6 protein-coding genes are annotated in these 19189 nt (G+C 64.9%); 3 read left to right on the top strand and 3 right to left on the bottom strand.

Going from position 1 to position 19189, the window contains the following annotated elements; all coding sequences use genetic code 11:
* Positions 1-220 precede the first annotated feature (220 nt).
* From RPF88_RS03515 to RPF88_RS03505, 3 genes are all read right to left on the bottom strand, one after another.
* Positions 221-1873: an ABC transporter substrate-binding protein gene (locus RPF88_RS03515; protein WP_013530882.1), complete on the bottom strand. Its 1653-nt coding sequence runs from the start codon at positions 1871-1873 to the stop codon at positions 221-223.
* Between the two features lie 266 nt (positions 1874-2139).
* Entirely contained in the window at positions 2140-8193 is a 6054-nt protein-coding gene (locus tag RPF88_RS03510; protein WP_337121705.1) for a translocation/assembly module TamB domain-containing protein, read from the bottom strand.
* A 3-nt stretch (positions 8194-8196) separates the two neighbouring features.
* Positions 8197-10125 carry an autotransporter assembly complex protein TamA gene (locus RPF88_RS03505; protein WP_337121704.1) on the bottom strand — a complete coding sequence of 643 codons (1929 nt, stop codon included), beginning with the start codon at positions 10123-10125 and terminating at the stop codon, positions 8197-8199.
* 272 nt (positions 10126-10397) lie between these two features.
* On the opposite strand from RPF88_RS03505, the gene RPF88_RS03500 reads away from it, so the two are divergent.
* The 3 genes from RPF88_RS03500 (at position 10398) to RPF88_RS03490 (ending at position 19117) form a co-directional block, all read left to right on the top strand.
* A complete protein-coding gene (locus RPF88_RS03500) occupies positions 10398-15896 on the top strand; it encodes an alpha-2-macroglobulin family protein (protein ID WP_127371851.1) in 5499 nt (1832 codons plus the stop codon).
* 174 nt (positions 15897-16070) lie between these two features.
* On the top strand, positions 16071-18152 hold the full coding sequence (gene pbpC / locus RPF88_RS03495; RefSeq protein WP_337121703.1) for a penicillin-binding protein 1C: 2082 nt from the start codon (positions 16071-16073) through the stop codon (positions 18150-18152).
* Between the two features lie 65 nt (positions 18153-18217).
* Positions 18218-19117, top strand: coding sequence for a M15 family metallopeptidase (locus RPF88_RS03490; RefSeq protein WP_337121702.1), 900 nt, complete (start codon positions 18218-18220; stop codon positions 19115-19117).
* Positions 19118-19189 lie beyond the last annotated feature (72 nt).

Genomic DNA, 19189 nt, shown 5'->3' with positions numbered 1-19189 from the left:
TGCCGATGGGTTGGGGTTTGAGCCGGCTATGAAAGCCAACCCTGCCGTGACCGGCGGGGCTGGCTGTCAAACAGGCCTTCGGATGCGATCAACCCTGTTTTTGTTGCATGGCCTTGCCCGCGAGTCCGCAACTTTTTTGAGAATGTGCGGACCAGCAGGGACGGACAATGCAAAGAGCGAGGGAAGGGAGCGAGCCCCTTCCCTCCATGTCGATGCGATATCAAGCCTGGTCGAGCCAGACCTTGCCGTAGTCACGCTCGAAGGTCGGGTGCATCTTGTAGTTCTGCACCGCCTTCACCGAGTGGCTGTAGAGCTTGCGCCAGTACGGCTGGATCATGATGCCGGAATCCTGCAGGATCTGCTCGATGTCCTTCATCATGTCCTTGCGCTTGGCGGCGTCGGCAACGGCGAGCGCCGCATTGAGCTTGGCATCCCAGTCCGGATTCGACCAGCCGGCCTCGTTCCAGGCCTCGCCGGTGCGATAGGCGATGGCCAGAACCTGGACGCCGAGCGGACGCATGTTCCAGTTGGTCATCGACAGCGGATACTTCGTCCAGTCGTTCCAGAACGTCGAACCAGGCAGAACGGTGCGCTTCACCTTGATGCCGGCGTCGCGCAGCTGGGCGGCGATCGCATCGCCGGTGTTCTTGTGCCAGTCTTCGTCGACGGTGATCAGCTCGTGTTCGAAGTCGGCTTGGCCGGCTTCCGCCATCAGCGCCTTCGCCTTGGCCGGATCACGGGCAACCTTGGGCAGCTCGTAATATTCCGGATGGATCGAGCAGACATGGTGGTTTTCGGCGACCGAGCCGGCATTGCCGTAGCCGAGCTGCAAGACGACATTGTTGTCGACCGCAAGCTGCAGCGCGTTGCGCACCTTCTGGTCGCCATAGGGCTTGTTGTTGACGTTGGTGCGGCAGACGATGGTCGACGCGGTGACGATTTCCGACTTCACCAGGTCCATGCCGTCGAGGATCGACACATAGTCGGCCGAAGTCTCGAAGTTGGTGTGCACTTCGCCGGCCTCGAAAGCGCTGACCATGGCTGCCGGATCGGTGCCGTAGTCGATGAATTCCAGGCCATCGAGGAACACTTCGCCGTCCCACCACTTGTCATCGGTGCGGCGCTTGTAGACCACCTTCTGACCGACATCGTAGGAGACGAGTTCGAACGGACCGGTGCCGATCGGGCAGGCCTTGAAGTCGCCGCCCTTCTCATCGAAGGTCTTGTGGACGATCAGCCCGGGATAGTCGCACATGTTCGGAATCAGCGCGATGTCCGGCTTGCTGAGCTTAAGCACGACCGTGTGGTCGTCCGGCTTGGTTACGGCGCTTTCGTCGAGCTTGTCGTCCTTGACCAGCGAGCCGAGACGGCCGGGCATGGAATTGCCTTCGGCTTTCTTGTCAGCCCAGCGCTTCAGGTTGAAGATGACGTCATCGGCGGTGAAGGCATCGCCATTCGACCAGGTGACGCCCTTGCGCACATGCAGCGTGTACTGCGTGGCGTCGTCGTTGACGTCCCAGCTTTCCAGCAGATAGGGGCGAAACGTGTATTCGGAGGTGTACTTGACCAGCGGCTCGAGCGCCTGGCGCTCGGCATTGGCGATTTCCGACCAGTCGGCCTTGCGCGGGTCCTTGGGATCTTTGATCCACTGGGCGATCTTCAGCGTGCCGCCCTTCTTGCCCTTTACCTCTTCGGCCTTCGCCGGCGTCGGATCGGCGAGGCCGAGCAAGCCGTAAGCCATTGCCGTCGATGCGCCGAAGACGCTGGCCATGGCCAGGAATTCGCGGCGGTCCACCTTGCCTGCCTTGGCTTCTTCGGCCATGGCCAGGATGTGATCCGGAACGCGATCGCCATTACTCTTATAAATTGTCATGACTTAACTCCCATTGTTGGCTTTCCGCCTTTTAACATTCCGCATCCAGGCCATGATGTCAAAGACGGCGTGGATTGAGAACATGTTAGGGAATGTGCAACTTTGAAAGGGGAGCGGTTCGCGTGATAACGACAGTCTTGGCGCAAATTTGCTACTGCCCGACGGATTCTTCTGGAATCGCGATAGTCGATTAAACTGAGACATTTACTCTGGCCCGCACAGCACCAGAATCGATCCACCATGAGGCCAAAAGCCCCGCCGGACTGTCAGTATTCCTTCTCGTAGAAGATGCCGCCCTTGGCTTCGCCGGCATCGTTGGCCTCGCCGCGCAGCTTGACGCCGCGCCCGACATTGAGGTCGATCGTCGCCTTGCCCGAGCCCGGCTTGTCGCCCTTCTGGATGGTGACATAGGTGCGGTCGTTGAGGTATTTGCCGGCCGAAACCGCCGTGCCGCCCTGATCGTCGGTGGTGACGTCGAGATCGTCGACGCCAATGGCGCTGCGCAGGTTTTCCAGCAGCGACGTCGAGCCGCCGACGCCGGCCAGCTGCCCCGCCGCTTCGGCGAGCTGGGCGATCTGCAACGGCGACAGGTTCGACATCGAGCGGCCGAAGATCAATTGCGCCAGCACCTCATCCTCGGGCAGCGCCGGCACCGAGGAGAAGGTGAACTTCGGATTGGTCGCTTCGCCCGACACCACGATGGTGACGGTGGCGCTGGTCGTCGTCGTGGTCGCCGTCAAATTGAGATAGGGCACCAGCGAGCCGGAAAACCCGACCGTGCCTTCGGTGAAGGTCAGCCGCTTGCCGAGGATCGACAGTCGTCCGCGCTGCAAGGTGAAGGTGCCGACCGCTTGCGGCGACGAGGCCGGGCCGGTCAGCTTCAGCGAGCCGCCAAGTTCGGCATCAACGCCCCTGCCCTGGATGAAGATCTGATTCGGCGCGTTGACCGTGACATCGAGCGCAAGGCCGCTACCGCCGCCCTTGCCGCTGGTCGTCGGCGGCCGCAGCGCCTTGTCCTGCGCCTTGACCGCGCCCGGCGCGTTCTTGTGCTTGACGTCGAGCGCCGCCAGCGAGCCCGGCAATTTGTCGGGAACGGTGATCACCGTCTTGGCGAGATTGACGGTGCCGGCGATGACCGGTGCGGAGGTCAGCGGTCCCTTGATCGTCAGGTCGCCGCCGAGATTGGCGGTCACCACCCTGCCGTCCGTATAGCGGCCGTCGACCAGCTTGATCGACAGGTCGGCCGGGAAACCCTGCGCCGGGTTGATGCCGACCGTGCCGCTGGCCGACAGGCTGCCGCGCGTCGACAGCGTTCCGGTCAGCCGGTTGATCCTGGCGACGCCGCCGGCAATCGAGACATCGGCGGCGAGATCGTTGACGGCGAGGCCGGAGCGCGCATCGACAAGGCGCGCACCCGAGGTGCTGATGCTGCCGCCGATGACGGGCGATGTCGCGGGACCGCGCACCTGCACGTTGACATTGGCGGTTCCAGACAAAGACAGGCCCTGCGCGGCCAGCTTCTGGCTGAGCAGGCCGAACGGCACGACGCCATTGAAGTCGAGCACCAGTGACGGCGTGCCGGCCGTCGTCACGGTGCCGCCGCCCTTGAGGCCAAGGCCGGCGCCATCGCCGACATTGGCATTGAAGGTCAGCTTGTTGCCGCCGAAGGTGCCCGACGAGGAGACACTCACCGCACCGACACCGGCACCGCGCGTCTGCGAGGTCTGCACGCCGGCCGCGTCGAGGTTGAAGGCAATGGCGGGGTTCGCCGGCGCACCCGTCACCTTGACCGTGCCTGAGATCGAACCGGCGGCGTCGAGCCCCGGCGAGAAACTGTTGGCGAGCGACATCGGCACCCGCGCCAGCGTCGCATTGATGTCGAGCGCCGTGCCGACCTTGCCGGTCACCGTCGCCGTACCACCGCCAAGGTTGAGCACGAGCCGGTCCAGCGTCGTCATGCCGTTGACGATGCTGACGGTCGAGGCCTGGGCAATGGCCGCCTTGATGCCTTGTACGGTCGCCTGGCCGGAGGCAAGCTCGATGGTCGTCGTGCCGTTGGCCACTTTCACCCGGCCGGCGGCCTGTGCCGGAATGCCCTTGACGGTTGCGCCGCCGGAGAAGCCCGTCCAGTCGCCGTCGCGCTTCAAGTCGACATCGATGCCGCTGATCACGGTGCCGCCCGACGTGACGGTGTCGGCGCGGATATTTCCGGAGATCACGGGCGCCGCCAGATAGTTGGCGACCAGCGCATCGATCGAGACGGCTTTCGCCTGCAGGTCGCCGCGCGTAATCGATGCTGTCGCCGCCTTGATTGCGACCTGTGGCGCATTGCCGTTCTTCGAAAAGGCGATCGTGCCGCGCACATCGCCTTCGGCCTTCTCCAGGGCAAGTGCCGCCAGCGGGCCGATATCGGGCAGGTCGAGCGCGATGGTGCCGACTGGCACGAACTTCTCGTCCAGCGCCAGATCGCCGGAAATCCTGTTCTTGCCGAGCGACAGCAGCAGGCCATTGATGGCGCTCTTGCCGTCCGCTGTCGCCAGCACCGCACTGCCTTGCAGCGCCTGGCCGGCGACATTGCCGGTCAGTTGCACATTCGCCGCCGGATTGGCGGCATCGGCCTTGCCGGTGGCGGTCAGCTTCAGCCCGGTGATCTCTCGCGCCGCCACGAGAAGGCGGTCGCTGTCGATGGTCAACGACAGGTCCGGCGCCGCGGCCGGGCCCTGCGCGTTCAACGCAAAAGCGATGGCGCCCTTGGCGTCTTTCGACAGCAGCGAGATGTCGCTCAGCGCACCCTTGATGTCGGCGGCCACCTTGTTGTCGGCAAGGCTGGCTTGCCCGTCTGCGGTCAGCGCGCCCGAGGTCAGCTTCAATCCGCCTATAGCGATACTGCCGTTGGGGTCGCGCTTCAGCGTGGCGCTGATCTCAGCGCGTTCGCCAAGCATGCCGCGTGCCGCCGCCGGCAAGGCCGACGATGGGGCATCCGCCTTCAGATTGAGGTCGATGGCACCGTCACGCAGCGATACCTGGCCGGCAACCTGGCTGTTCAGCGCATCGCTCTTGAGCGAGCCGCTGTCTATGGCAACCGCATCGGCTGTCAGGCGACCGCTGAGCGCCGCCGTGACCTTGCCGGCGATCAGCGGCGCAATCACCGGATTGTCGAGACCGACCTTGTCCACCGACACTGTGCCGGAAACCGACCCTGCACGGTTCTTGAGATCGAACGCATCCGAGTGCAACGCCAGGGCAAGCCCGTCCACCTTCGCTGGACTGGTGACGATCGAGGGCAGGATCGCGGAGACATCCAGGCGGGCCCGCGTGCTCTCGCCCGCCACCTTTGCCGACAAGGACCGGATCTCGATCTTGGCCGGGCTCTCGGCGCTGCCGAGAATCAGGGGCAGACTGGGGCCGGATGAGATGAGATCGAGCGCAAAATCGCTGGCGCCGTTCGGATTGAGGGTGCCGGTCGCCTTGCCGGAAATCTTGTCGCCGGTCAGCGTCGCCTGATCGAGCATCACGCCGCCGGCCAAGGTGTAGCTGCCGGCCGCATCGACGGCGAGCGGCCCGAGCCCGGCCTGCCGGGTCTGGCTGGTTTCGACACCGGCCAGTTGCGCATTGAAGCGGACATCGGGAGCGGCCGGCGGTCCGGTCACTCCAACCGTGCCGCTGAGCGTGCCGACAGCGTCGAGGCCGGGCGAAAATTCATTGGCGAGCGCCGCGGGCAGTGCCGAAAATTGCGCCGCGAGGTCGAGCGTCTGACCGGCAGTGCCCGACAGCGTCACCGAACCGCCGCCGACATCGAGCGCCAGTTTCTCGATGCTGGCCGTGCCGTTGGCGATGCTCAGTGTCGACGCCTGAGCGATTGCGGCCTTGATGCCGCGAACCGTCGCCTCGCCCGAGGTAATCTCGACGCTCGTCTTGCCGTCGGCGATCTTCACCCGGCCGGCAGCGGTCGCCGGAATGCCCGCTATGGTGGCGCCGCCGGTGAAATTGGTCCAATCGCCGTCGCGCTTCAGGTCGACGCCGATGCCGCTGATTTCGGTGGTTCCGGAAGTGACGCTGTCAGCCTTTATCGAACCGGCGATCGCCGGCGCCTTGAGATAATTGGCGATCAGCGCATTGACGGTGATGGCCTTGGCCGTCACGTCGCCACGCGCGATCGAAGTGCTCTTCGCATCGATCGTGACGGAGGGCGCGTCGCCCTCCTTGGCAAAGCCGATGGTGCCGTCGATGTCGCCCGTCACCGCCTGGCCGGCCAGTGCGGCCAACTGGTCGATAGCGGGCGCGTCGAGCGTCAGCGTACCGAGCGGCATGTACTTGTCGTCCAGCGCGAGATCGCCCGAGACCTTGTTGTCGCCCAGCGAGACCAGGAATCCGTTGATCGAACGCTTGCCCTCGCTTGTCACCAGTGCTGCCTTGATATCGAGCGGCTGGTCGTTGACGGAGCCGGTCAGCGATACGTTGGCGGCGGGACTGGTGATATCGGCCTTGCCGCTCGCCGTCAGCTTGATGCTCTTCACCGTGCGGCCCGATGCCGTCAGGCTGTCGCTATCGGCGGTAACGGTGAAATCCGGCGCCGTCATCGCGCCGCTTGCCGACAGCGCGAAATCGACGCCACCGGCAACCGGCACGCCGACTGTCGGCGACAGCACGGAAACGTCGCCCAATTTGCCCTTGATGTCGGCCTGGATGTCGGTGCCCTGCATGCTGGCCGTGCCGGCGGCGCTGAGCGTGCCGGACGTGAATTCGATCGAGTTGGCGGCGAAGGATCCCTGCGGATCGCGGGCCGCGGTGGCCGAGAATTTCACCCGGGCGCCGAGCACCGAGGCGATCTGCGGCGGAAAGGCCGTCGCCACGGCATCCGCGTTCATCTTCAGCTGCATCGACAGGTCGGCAAGCGCCACCGTCGCCGTCAGAGAGGCGTTGAGCGCATCGGAGCGCAGCGTGCCCTGGTCGATGGCAATGGCATCCTTGCTGACCGACCCGGCCAGATCGACATCGATCTTGCCGGTGATCAGCGGCGCCAGCGTCGCCACGTCGGTGTTGAGGCCACCCGCCTGCAGCTTGACGGTGACCGGCCCGCCGCGGTTCTGGATGTCAAAGCCGTCGGAATGGATCTGCGCCGCCAGATCATCCAGCCGCGTGCCGCCGGCGACGATGGAGACGAAGGAGGCGCCGATGTCGATGATCGGCGCCTTGCCGTCGCCGAAGGCGCGGGCGGTGGCATTGCTGATCGCCAGCGTGATCGGTTGCGCCTTGCTGCCGACGCTGATCACCACGGGCGGACCCTTGGCGGCGAGTTCGATCGAGAGGTCGCTGGCGCCGGCAGGATCGACAATGCCGGTCGCGGTGCCGTGCACCGCATCGCTGTCGATGTTGGCGCGGTCGACACTGACGCCACCGGCCGATGTGGCGGTGCCGGCGACATCGAAGCTGGTCTTGCCGGCAAACAGCGGCTTGAGATTCTCAGGCAGGAAGCGAGCGAAATCGCCGTCGCCCTTGGCCTCAACATGATTACCCTTGTCGGTCAGTTGGTGCCGGCCTGTCAGCTGGGTGACGATCTTGCCGTCGACCGAGAACGTGCCGATGCCGTTCCAATTGGCGAGCGGCCCGGTGCCCGAGACAATTATGTCGACCGGCGGCGTATCGGGCAGCTTGAGCAGATTGGCGATGATGCCGCCTGCCGGCTCCGAGGCCTTGAGGTCAAGATCGAGCCTGTTGTCCGCCGGCGCAAAGTGGATCTTGGCATCGACATTGCCTTGCTTGCCGTCATGGCGGGTGACGTTGAGCACCGTCTCGACCGCCAGCGGCGCGGCGTCGGCCTTGAGCATGCCCCTGGCGGCAAGTTCGGCGATGCCGCTGCCGGCCAGTTGCTGGCCAAGCGCGATCTCGGGCAGGTCGATCTGCTTGATGTCGATGGAAACCGGCAGCGTCGTCGTGCCGCCGCTCGGCGCCGGCTGGGTGCTGGCCACCGGCAATCGCGCCAGTTCAATACGCTCGGCAGCGATGCGGTCGGCGCTGAAGTTTTTCGACAGCAGCGCCAGCGGCGACCAGTCGACGGCCACCTTGCGCGCCACCAGCCAGGCGCCCTCGCGGTCCTCCAGCACGACATGGTCGACGCTGAGCGCCCCGGACCAGATGCCATCTATGCCGCTGACCGTGATCTTGCGGTCGTCGGTCGATGCCAGCCGCGAAATGATGCCGGCGAGATTGTCGCGGCCGCGCTCGGTCTTGGTTAGCACCACCAGCGCGCCGATCGCTCCCGCAATCACGATCAGCAGGGTGTAGAGAACAATGCGGAGGATGCGCCAGACTGTTTTCATCGCTCAGAATGCCTGTCCGATGCCGGCATAGATGCCGAAATGCGGATCGCCCGGATCGCGGTTGAGCGGCACGGCCGCGTCGATGCGCAGCGGCCCGAACGGCGTGACATAGCGCAGGCCGACGCCGGCGCCGACCTTGACATCGGAGAAATCGGGAACCGATTTGGTCGACACGGTGCCGGCATCGACGAACGGCACGATGCCGATCGTGTCGGTGATGGCGATGCGCATCTCGACCGCGGTTTCGAAGAAAGACAGGCCGCCGATCGGCTGGCCGGTGAAATCCTTCGGACCGATGCCCTGATAGGCGTAGCCGCGCACCGAACCGCCGCCGCCGGAATAGAAGCGCCGGTCGGCCGGCACATTCTGAAGCCCGGTGCCGACGATCGACCCGATGGCGACACGTTCGGCCAGCACGAACTTGGAAGCCGAATCCAGCGACTGATAGGCCGATCCCTCGCCCTTGAGCTTCAGGAAGGCCGCACCATTCAAAATGTCGTAGCTCGGCTCGGCATAGGCCAGCACCCGGAAGCCGCTGGTCGGGTTCAGGCGGTTGTCCCTGTTGTCGTAGACATATTGCAGCGGAATGCTGGCGATCAGGTATTTGTGCTTGCCGAAAGCGTCGTGGATGCGGGAATAGTCGAGCGCCACCTCGGCGGAAACCGTCTGCTTCTTGGTCAGTTCGTAGGACAGGCCGGCGCTGCCCTTGACCGAGAAATGGTCATAGGCATCAGGATGTTCGAGCACCGTCTTGACGCCGGCGAAGAACTTCGATGCCGGTCCGATCACACCGGGTTTCTCGAACATGATGCCGGCATTGTAGTTGAGTTCGCCGAGATCGTTGCTGCCAATGCCGCTGATCTTGCCATCGATGCGCAGCTTCTCGGCCCGGCCGAACAAATTGCGGTGGCCCCAATAGCCCTCAAGGCCCAGCCCCTCGGTGTTGGAAAAAGTGCCGCCAACGCCGAAATAGCGTGGCTTGCGCTCGCTGACCTGGACGCCGATCGGAATGTTGCCGTCGGCATCGAGCGTGTCGGCTTCCTTGAACGTCACGCTGTTGAAGACCTCGAGCGCCAGCAACCGGTCGCGCGCATCGTCGATCTCTTGCGGCGAGTATTGCCGGCCGCGCTTGAGGCCGGTCATGTATTCGGTGAAGTCGCGGTCGACCTTCTCGGTGCCTTCCACGGTGGTCGGGCCATAGCCGGCGACCGGTCCGGCGGCGACCGTCAGCGTCACGTCGAGCGTCGAGGTGGCATGGTCGGCGACGATCTGGCGGTCCGTCACCTCTGCCAGCGGCCTGCCTTGCTCCTTCAGCGTCCGCACGATCAGCGCCTCGGCCTTGAGCACTGCGCCGGATCCGGCGTCGCCGCCTGATATCAGGCCATAATCGGCGCTCATCAGTCCTGCCGCGTCGCCTTGCAGCCTGATATTGCCCAAGGTGAATTTCGGCCCGGTAGCAATGTCGATCGCCACGGGAACCGGCTGCGGACCCTTGAATTCGGCATCCGGCGGCAAATCGTCGAGCGGCTTGCCGTCGATGGTGACGGTGACGACGCCTTCGTAGCGGGCATCGGCATAGAGCGCGGCGACAAGCTGTTCGCGGTCGCTGCGCGCCTTGGCCATCAGCCCGAGCGAGCCTGAAACCGGACGCTCCTCGTCGCTCTTCAGCGCCGAGGCATTTTCGAGCTTCTTGACCAGGTCCTTGTCGGCGTCGGGGGCATTGATGGTCACGGCGTAGCGCAGCGGATCGACGATGTCGGCATCCTCGTCGCTGGACGATCCCCACAGCTTGAAGCCGAAAAGCTCGAAAGCGGCCGCCGGGGGCGATTCGGCGACGAGCACGGTCGAGCACATCATGGCCAGCAGCAGGGCGCGCAGAAGCGCACGCCCTGGCGCGCGACCTCCTGACATCTGCTCTTCATGCGCCGGCATTAAGACAACCTAGGTTACAAAACTAAAATTGGAATGAAGTTCTGAAGCGCTCGTAAAGGGGCCACAATCCAATTGTCTGAAATAGGACGGGCTTGGAATTCACACCTTTTGCGTCGCCGCAAGAAAGCGTGATCCCCTGTCCTATGGAGGTACTACCGGTCATCGACCGGAAAGGAAACCGTTGGCAGGCGGACCCCTGCCGCGTCCTTGTGTTGACAAGCCTGACTGAAGCTTGATCATGCCCGGACGTCAGCTGTGTCTGGAGGGGTGTTATGGCAATGCGCGCGGCTCGTGGTCTTTCGATTCTGATTCTCCTGTTTTTTGCCTGGGCCAATGTCCTGGCCTGGAGCAGCGTCGCGCAAGCGGCCGAGGCCCGGCGTATCGCGACAACGGACAATTCCGATTATTTCGGTTTTGATCTCAGGTCCGACCAGAATGTGACAATCGACCAGTGCAAGACGACATGCCTGGGAGACCCGGCCTGCCGTGCCTTCACCTACAATAAAAAAGCCAAATGGTGCTTCCTCAAATCCGACTACAACCAGTTGAAAACCTTCAATGGCGCGGTCGCCGGCAAGGTCGTCAACATCGATGGCGATCCTGATATCGGCGCGCCGCCGGAACTCGCCTTCTTCCCCAACTGGATGGCCGACCAGGCCCAGCAATACCGCAACAAGCTGCTCGGCCCGGCCTATGACAAGCCGACAGAAGGCATGGCTGCCTTGCTGAGTGCCGCCGAACAGGCCGTGCTGACCGGCGACCACCGCTCCGCCATGCTGAAATACGAGGCCGCTGTCTCGGTACTGCCCGATGATGGCCAGCTCTGGCTCAACCTGGCGCGTGAAACGCTGGCCGTGCAGCCCGCCGCCAGCACATCCGAAGCTTCCACTTTGCCGACGAACGGCACTTCGGCCGCATTCAACGCCTATAAACTACTGCGCACCACCAAGACGCGCGCCGAAGTGCTGGCGCTGCTCGGCAACGGCCTCGACAAGCGCGATCTCTACCGGCCGGCGCTACAGGCCTATGAGGCGAGCCTTGCCCTGAACCCGTCGCCGGCGGTCCAGGCCGACTATGCCGATCTGAAGGCGCGCAAGGGTTTCCGCGTTATCGACCACACCATCGACGCCGACACCAGCGCGCCGCGCATCTGCGCGCAATTCTCCGAGGATCTGGTCAAGACCGGCGTCGATTACGCGCAATTCGTCACCGTCGACAATGCACCGCCCAAGGGCGTCGAGGCCAAGGACAAGCAGATCTGCGTCGAAGGGCTGGAGCATGGCCAGCACTACGACGTCACCTTCCGCGCCGGCCTGCCGGCGGCAATCGGCGAAGTGACCGCGGCACCCGTGGTGCTGTCGATCTATGTCCAGGACCGCGCACCGTCCGCCCGCTTCACCGGTGATAGCTTCGTGCTGCCGGCCGGCGCGCGCCGCGGTATTCCGATCGTTACCGTCAACATGAACGCCGCCGAGATGAAGCTCTATCGCATCGGCGATCGTTCGCTGGCACAGCTTCTGTCGGGCTACCAGTTCCTGCACCAGCTGGACGGCTATGACATCTCCAACATTTCCGAGCAGATGGGCGCGCCGGTCTGGCAAGGCCAGCTCGACATCGCCAATGACCTCAACAAGGAGGTCACCACCTCCTTCCCGGTCGACGAGGCGGTGCCGCAGCGCAAGCCCGGCGTCTACGTGCTGACCGCCCAGGCCGTCAACAACAAGAGCGACGACTACAACTCGATGGCCACGCAATGGTTCGTCGTCTCCGACATCGGCCTGTCGACCTATACCGGTCAGGACGGGCTCAATGTCTTTGCCCGTTCGCTTGGCAGCGCCAAGCCGATCGCCGGCGCCGAACTGACGCTGGTCGCCAGGAACAATGAGGTTCTGGGCACGGCGACGTCGGATGCCGACGGCCATGCCGTCTTCAACCCCGGCCTGACGCGCGGCGACGGCGGCATGGTGCCGGCCGTGCTGATGGCCAAGCAGGGCGACAATGACTTCGTCTTCCTCGACATGGGCCGGGCCGGCTTCGACCTGTCCGACCGCGGCGTCACCGGGCGCGCGGCGCCAGGTGCGCTCGACGTCTATGCCTGGACCGAACGCGGTATCTACCGCGCCGGCGAGGATGTTCATGTCGCCGCACTTGCTCGCGACGGTGCCGCCAAGGCGGTCGAAAACCTGCCGTTGACCTTCATCTTCTCGCGCCCCGACGGCGTCGAGGACCGCCGTATCGTCAGCGACGGCGCATCGGCCGGCGGCCATGCCGTCGACCTGCCGCTCGCCCCCAACGCCATGCGCGGCACCTGGTCGGTGTCGATCTACACCGATCCCAAGCAGCCCGCGGTGGCCAGCCAGATGTTCCTGGTCGAGGATTTCGTGCCGGATCGCATCGAATTCGACATGAAGGCCGACAAGCAGGAAATCGCCCAGGGCGAAACCGCCAACATCGACATTGACGGCCGCTTCCTCTATGGCGCGCCGGCAGCAGGCTTGGCGCTGGAAGGCGAGCTGACGCTGTCAACGTCGCGCGACTGGGACCGCTTCCAGGGCTTTTCCTTCGGTCTCGCCGACGAGCAGTCGGCCGAACCCACGGTCACCCCCCTCGCCGATCTGCCGGTGGTCGGCGATGACGGCAAGGTGACCTTCCCGGTCTCTGTCGACCAACTGCCCTCGACCACCAAGCTGGTCGACGCCAAGGTGACGGTCAGGATGCGTGAAACCGGCGGCCGCGCCATCGAGCGCTCGCTCAACATCGGCATCCGCCCGCAGGGCCATATGATCGGCATTCGTCCGGATTTCGCCGACAATGAAGTGCCGCAGGGCGGCACGGCCAAGTTCAGCCTGATCGCCGTCGATCCCGACGGCAAGCGTGAGGCGCTGAAAGGCGCGCAATGGACGCTGGTCAAGGTCGAACGCAATTACCAGTGGTACCGCTCCAACAATTCGTGGAATTACGAGCCGGTGACCTTCACCAAGTCGATCGCCAACGGCCAGGTCGACCTCAACGCCGACGGCGACGCAACGGTCTCCGTGCCGGTCGATTGGGGTCAGTACAGGCTCGAGGTTGAAACCGCCGATCCCGAAGGACCGGCGACCAGCTACGAGTTCGACGCCGGCTGGTATGTCTCCTCGACCACCACCGAAACGCCTGACGGCCTCGAAATCGCCCTCGACAAGGACAATTATGCCGCCGGCGAAGTGGCCAAGCTGAAAATCTCGCCGCATTTTGCCGGCGAACTCTTGATCAACATCGGCTCCGACAAGCTGTTGAAGACCATCACGGCGTCAGTGCCGGCCGGCGGCAGCACCGTCGACATTCCGGTCGGCGACGACTGGGGCGCCGGCGCCTATGTCACTGCAACCCTGTTCCGGCCGGGCGATGCGCAGGAGACGCGCATGCCGGCCCGCGCCATCGGCGTGAAATGGCTGAAGGTCGATCCGGGTTCGAAGAAGCTCGCCATCACCTTGACGCCACCGGACAAGACCATGCCGCGCCAGCAGCTGTCGATCCCGGTTTCGGTCGCCGGCGTGCAGCCGGGCAGCAATGCCTATGTCATGGTTGCCGCCGTCGATGTCGGCATCCTCAACCTGACCAGCTACAAGGCGCCGGATCCGGAGAACTGGTTCTTCGGCCAGCGCATGCTGGGTATGGAAATCCGCGACATCTACGGTCGCCTGATCGACGGTTCTCTGGGCAACGCCGGCAAGCTCAGGACCGGCGGCGACGGCGCCAACATGCAGGCGCAAGGCAGCCCGCCGACCGAAAAGCTGGTCGCCTTCTTCTCCGGCGTCGTCGAGCTTGACGCCGACGGCAAGGCGCGGGTCGACTTCGACATCCCGCAGTTCAACGGCACCGTGCGCGTCATGGCCGTCGCCTGGACCAAGGACGCGGTCGGCCACGCCCAGTCCGACGTGATCGTGCGCGATCCCGTGGTCATCACCGCCGGCCTGCCGCGCTTCCTGGCGCCTGGTGACGCCGCCGTTATGCGCCTCGACGTCGCCGACACCGATGGTCCGGCCGGCGACTATGCGTTCTCGATCGAAACGACGGGCGACCTGTCGACGGGCGACAAGCCCCTGCCCCAGAAGCTGACGCTCGCCCAGGGCAAGCGCCAGACGCTGACCGTGCCGCTGATCGCTCAGACGGCCGGCAATGCCTCGCTCACCATCAAGCTTGCCCATGCCGACGGCACCAAGGTCGAGCAGACGCTCTATGTGCCGGTGCGCCCGGCGCAATTACCGGTCACCACCCGCCTGGTGGTCGACCTCAAGGGCGATGGCGGCGCGCTTCGCGTCGACAAGGAGCTGCTCGCGGCAAGCCTGCTCGACGGCGCCTCTGTCAGCGTCGGCGTTTCGCAGGCTGCCGCATTCGACGTGCCTTCGCTGCTGATGACGCTCGACCGCTACCCCTATGGGTGCGCCGAGCAGACCACCAGCCGCGCCATGCCGCTTCTCTACGTCAATGAATTGGCGTCCGGCATCGGCATGGCCAGCGATCCCGATATCCATGGCCGCATCCAGGACGCCATCTACAAGGTTCTGAGCTACCAGGCCTCGGGCGGCAGCTTCGGCCTGTGGGGCCCGGGCTCCGGCGATCTGTGGCTCGATGCCTATGTCACCGACTTCCTGACCAGGGCACGCGAGCAGAAATACGACGTGCCGAGCCTGGCCATGAACCAGGCGCTCAGCAACCTGCAGAACTCACTCGGCTACGACCAGAGCGTCCAGGACCGGGGCAGCGAGATCGCCTACGCCCTCTACGTTCTGGCCCGCAACAAGAAGGCCTCGATCGGCGACCTGCGCTACTATGCGGACACGCAACTCGAAGCTTTTTCCAGCCCGATGGCCGTTGCCCAGCTGGCGGCAAGCCTGGCGCTCTACGGCGATACACCGCGTGCGGAATCGACGTTCAAGACTGCCCTGCAGTTGGCCAAATCGACCACCGACTACGACTACTACCGCTCCGACTACGGTTCGCGGCTGCGTGATGGCGCGGCGATGCTGGCGTTGGCGGCGGAATCCAAGCCGGTACCGACAATCGTGCCGGAGCTGATCAAGCTGGTGACCAGGGAACGCGCCGAAGCCCGCTGGACCAGCACCCAGGACGAATCCTGGATGCTGCTGGCGGCCCGCGCGCTGAAAGAAGGCAATGATACGATCACGCTGACCGTCAATGGCGCGGCGCATTCCGGCGGCTACTCCAACCAGGTCGAAGGCTCTGACCTTGTCGACAGCCCGCTGACCATCGCCAACACCGGCAAGACCCCGCTGCAGGCCGTCGTCACCACGGTGGCGTCGCCGGTCCAGCCGCTGCCGGCCGGCGGCGACGGCTTCACAATCAGCCGCACTTACTACAAGCTCGACGGCACCGAAGCCAATGTCACCGAGGCGACGCAGAACGAACGCTATGTCGTCGTGCTCAAGGTCAACGAGCAGAACACATGGCCGTCGCGCCTGCTGGTCACCGACCTGTTGCCGGCCGGCTTCGAGATCGACAATCCCGGCCTGGTCTCCAGCGCCCAGTTGACGAACTTCTCGTGGCTGGCGCAGACCGATGCGGCCCATCTCGAATTCCGCGACGACCGTTTCGTCGCGGCATTCAACCCGGCCGACGGCGACCACGACCACAATCTGACCCTCGCCTATGTCGTGCGCGCCGTGACGCCGGGTACCTATGCGCACCCCGCGGCAACGGTGGAAGACATGTATCGGCCGCAATACTCGGCCCGCACCGCCACCGGCATGATGGAGATCAAGGCGCCGTAAGGCGCTGATGGCGATGGACGCGATGAGCAAAGTGCCCCCTCACCCGCCCTCCGCTTCGCTTGGTCGACCTCTCCCCGAGGGGAGAGGAGACGGCCAGCGCTGGCGCCAGTCTCTTCTCCCCACCGGAGAGAAGGCGGCCGCGAAGCGGCCGGATGAGGGGGCATCTTTACTGCCATGAAGATGCTTCGCAAATTCGCTGTTGGAGCGGCAGGGTGCGCCGGCATCCTCGCCCTTTCCGCCGCGTCCCTCTGGGAACTCGACCGCGCCTTCCCGCCCCCGCTTCCAGCCGAACTCACGGTCTCCACCGAAGTCCAGGACCGCGACGGCCAGTTGTTGCGCGCCTTCGCCACGCCGGACGGCTACTGGCGGCTCGAAACCCGGCTCGACCAGGTCGACAAGCAATTCGTCGACATGCTGGTCACCTATGAAGACAAACGTTTCTGGGACCATGAGGGCGTCGACGTGCTGGCGCTGGCGCGCGCCGCCGGCCAGTTCGCCACCAGCGGCCACATCGTTTCCGGCGGCTCGACGCTTTCGATGCAGCTTGCCCGGCTGATCGAGCCGCGCGAAAGCCGCAGCCTCGGCTCCAAGATCAAGCAGATGCTGCGCGCCATCCAGATCGAACGGCGGCTGTCGAAACGCGAAATCCTCGAACGCTACCTGACGCTGGCGCCCTATGGCGGCAATCTGGAAGGCGTGCGCGCCGCCTCGCTGGCCTATTTCGGCAAGGAGCCGAAACGGCTCACCGTTTCCGAATCCGCCCTGCTCGTCGCCCTGCCGCAGCTGCCGGAAAAGCGGCGGCCCGACCGCAATTTGAAGATCGCCCACGCCGCCCGCGACCGGGTGCTGACCCGCATGGTCTCCTCCGGACTGCTCGGCGAGCGCGAGGCCGCGCGTGCCGCCCTCGACGATGTCTCGGGCCTGCGCCGTACCCTGCCGGCCCTCGCTGCGCATGCAGCCTATGCGATGCTGCCCAAGGCCGTCCCCGGCCAGCCCTTGCAACTGACGATCCGCAAGAGCGTCCAGGAAGGGTTGGAACAGGTGGCGAGGGACGCCGCCACCAAGCTCGGCCCTCGCCTATCGGTCGCCATGATGCTGGCCGATTCCCGCACCGGCGACATTCTCGGCGAAGTCGGCTCGGCCAATTTCTTCGACGCCAGCCGCTCCGGCTGGATCGACATGACAAAGATCGTCCGCTCGCCCGGCTCGACGCTGAAGCCGTTCATCTACGGTCTTGCCTTCGAACAGGGCCTGGTGGCGCAGGAGACGCTGATCGATGACAGCCCTGTCGATTTCTCCGGCTACCGGCCGAAGAATTTCGACATGGGCTACCAGGGCGATGTCAGCATCCGGCAAGCCCTGCAACTGTCGCTCAACGTGCCGGCGATCCGCGTGCTCGACGCGGTCGGGCCAACGCGGCTGATGGCGCGCTTCCGCCAGGCCGGCGTCAGCCCCATACTGCCGGTCAACGAGGCGCCGGGCCTGGCCATCGGCCTTGGCGGCGTAGGCGTCACGCTGCGCGACCTCGTCCAGCTCTACACAGGGCTCGCCAATGGCGGCAAGACGCACACGCTGCATGACGGCACCGAGCCGGCCAATGCCGAGCGCACCAGCGCCACCATCCTCGACGGTCAGGCCAACTGGCAGATCATCGACATACTGTCGGGCGTCAAGCCGCCCGAGGGTGCCCTGCAGCGCGGCATTGCCTACAAGACCGGCACGTCCTACGGGTACCGCGACGCGTGGTCGGTCGGCTTCGACGGCCGCTATGTGCTCGGTGTCTGGGTCGGCCGTCCCGACGCCGGCGCGGTGCCCGGACTGTCCGGTTATGTCTCGGCCGCTCCCATCCTGTTCGACGGTTTTGTCCGCTCGGGCCTGGTCGCCGTCCCCTTGCCGGGCAAGCCGCCCGGACTGTTCAGCCCCAGGCGCGAGGACCTGCCGGTGACGCTCGCCCGCTTCGGCGCCGGAGCGGACGGCCTGGTGCAGGCGACAGTGACCGAACCCGCACCGACCATCATCTTCCCGCCCGACGGCGCCCGCGTCGATCTCGGCACCAATTCGGTCGACGCCTCGCCGCTGGTGCTGAAACTGCAAGGCGGCCGTGCGCCATTCCGCTGGCTGGCCAACGGCAAGCCGCTGGTGGGCATCGACCGTCGCCGCACCGCGACCTGGCAGCCCGACGGCGCCGGCTATTCGACGCTGACCGTCATCGACGCCGCGGGACGCGCGGCGAGCGTGAAGGTGTTTGTCGAATAGACGGCTGCAAGCGATTCGTGGAATTGGCTTTCCACAGGCTCAGCGGATAGCGGGATACTTCACCCATGCCTGTTCCGAGGCACCCCCCTCTGGCCGGCCGGCGATCTCCCCCGCAAGGAGGGCGATCGGATGTCCTTGCCGCTTTCGCCAGTTATCAATGGTGGAGCAGGACGCCAAAGCTGCCAATCTCCCCCCTTGCGGGGGAGATACCTGGCAAGGCAGAGGGGGGTGCCTCGCGCGATCCTTTCCTGTCGGCAGCCTCAGCACTGGCAGCAACAATCCTTGTCACGGCAATCACCCTCCCTGCTCTCGCTGACCCACTCCCCGCCGGCTTTGTCCGGCTCGCCGATGTCGACCCCTCGATCCGCCAGGACATCCGCTACGCCGGATCGGATAATTTTCTGCACCGCAAGGTGAACGGCTATGGCGCCCCGGTCTGCATCCTCACCGAGGATGCGGCGAAGGCACTCTCCGCTGTCCAGAAAGCGATCGCGGCCAAACGCCTGACCCTGGTGGTGTTCGATTGCTACCGCCCTGCCCGCGCCGTCGCCGACATGGGCGAATGGACAAAACAGGGCGGGCCGCCCGATCCGCAATGGTATCCGGAGGTCAGGCGCAGCGACCTGATCGCCAAGGGCTATGTCGGAGAGTTGTCGACTCATTCACGTGGCTCGACCGTCGACGTCGCCGTCGCCCGGATGGACCGCAGGTCCAGCCCGAACCCGGCCTGCGGCACCGGGGATGCCGACACGCTCGATTTCGGTACCGGTTTCGACTGCTTTGATTCAATGAGCGAAACCGCATATCGCGGCCCTGCCAGTGAAGCGGCGGCAAATCGCAAGATGCTTGTCGAAGCCATGCGCGCGGGCGGCTTCAAGAACTATGCAAGGGAATGGTGGCACTTCACGCTGAAAAGCGAACCGTTCGCCAAACAGCGTTTCGACTTTCCCATCACCGCCGATTGAGGCACCGGATCAAATTCCACACCTTGCCTCGGCACTACCCATTGCTAGATAGGCTGAGTGGCAGGGCCATGG

This window comes from Mesorhizobium sp. ISC11, assembly GCF_037162595.1.
In the GTDB taxonomy this organism is placed as follows: domain Bacteria; phylum Pseudomonadota; class Alphaproteobacteria; order Rhizobiales; family Rhizobiaceae; genus Mesorhizobium; species Mesorhizobium ciceri.
Note: the sequence above shows the minus strand (reverse complement) of the source record. Positions and strands in the feature narration are given on the sequence as shown.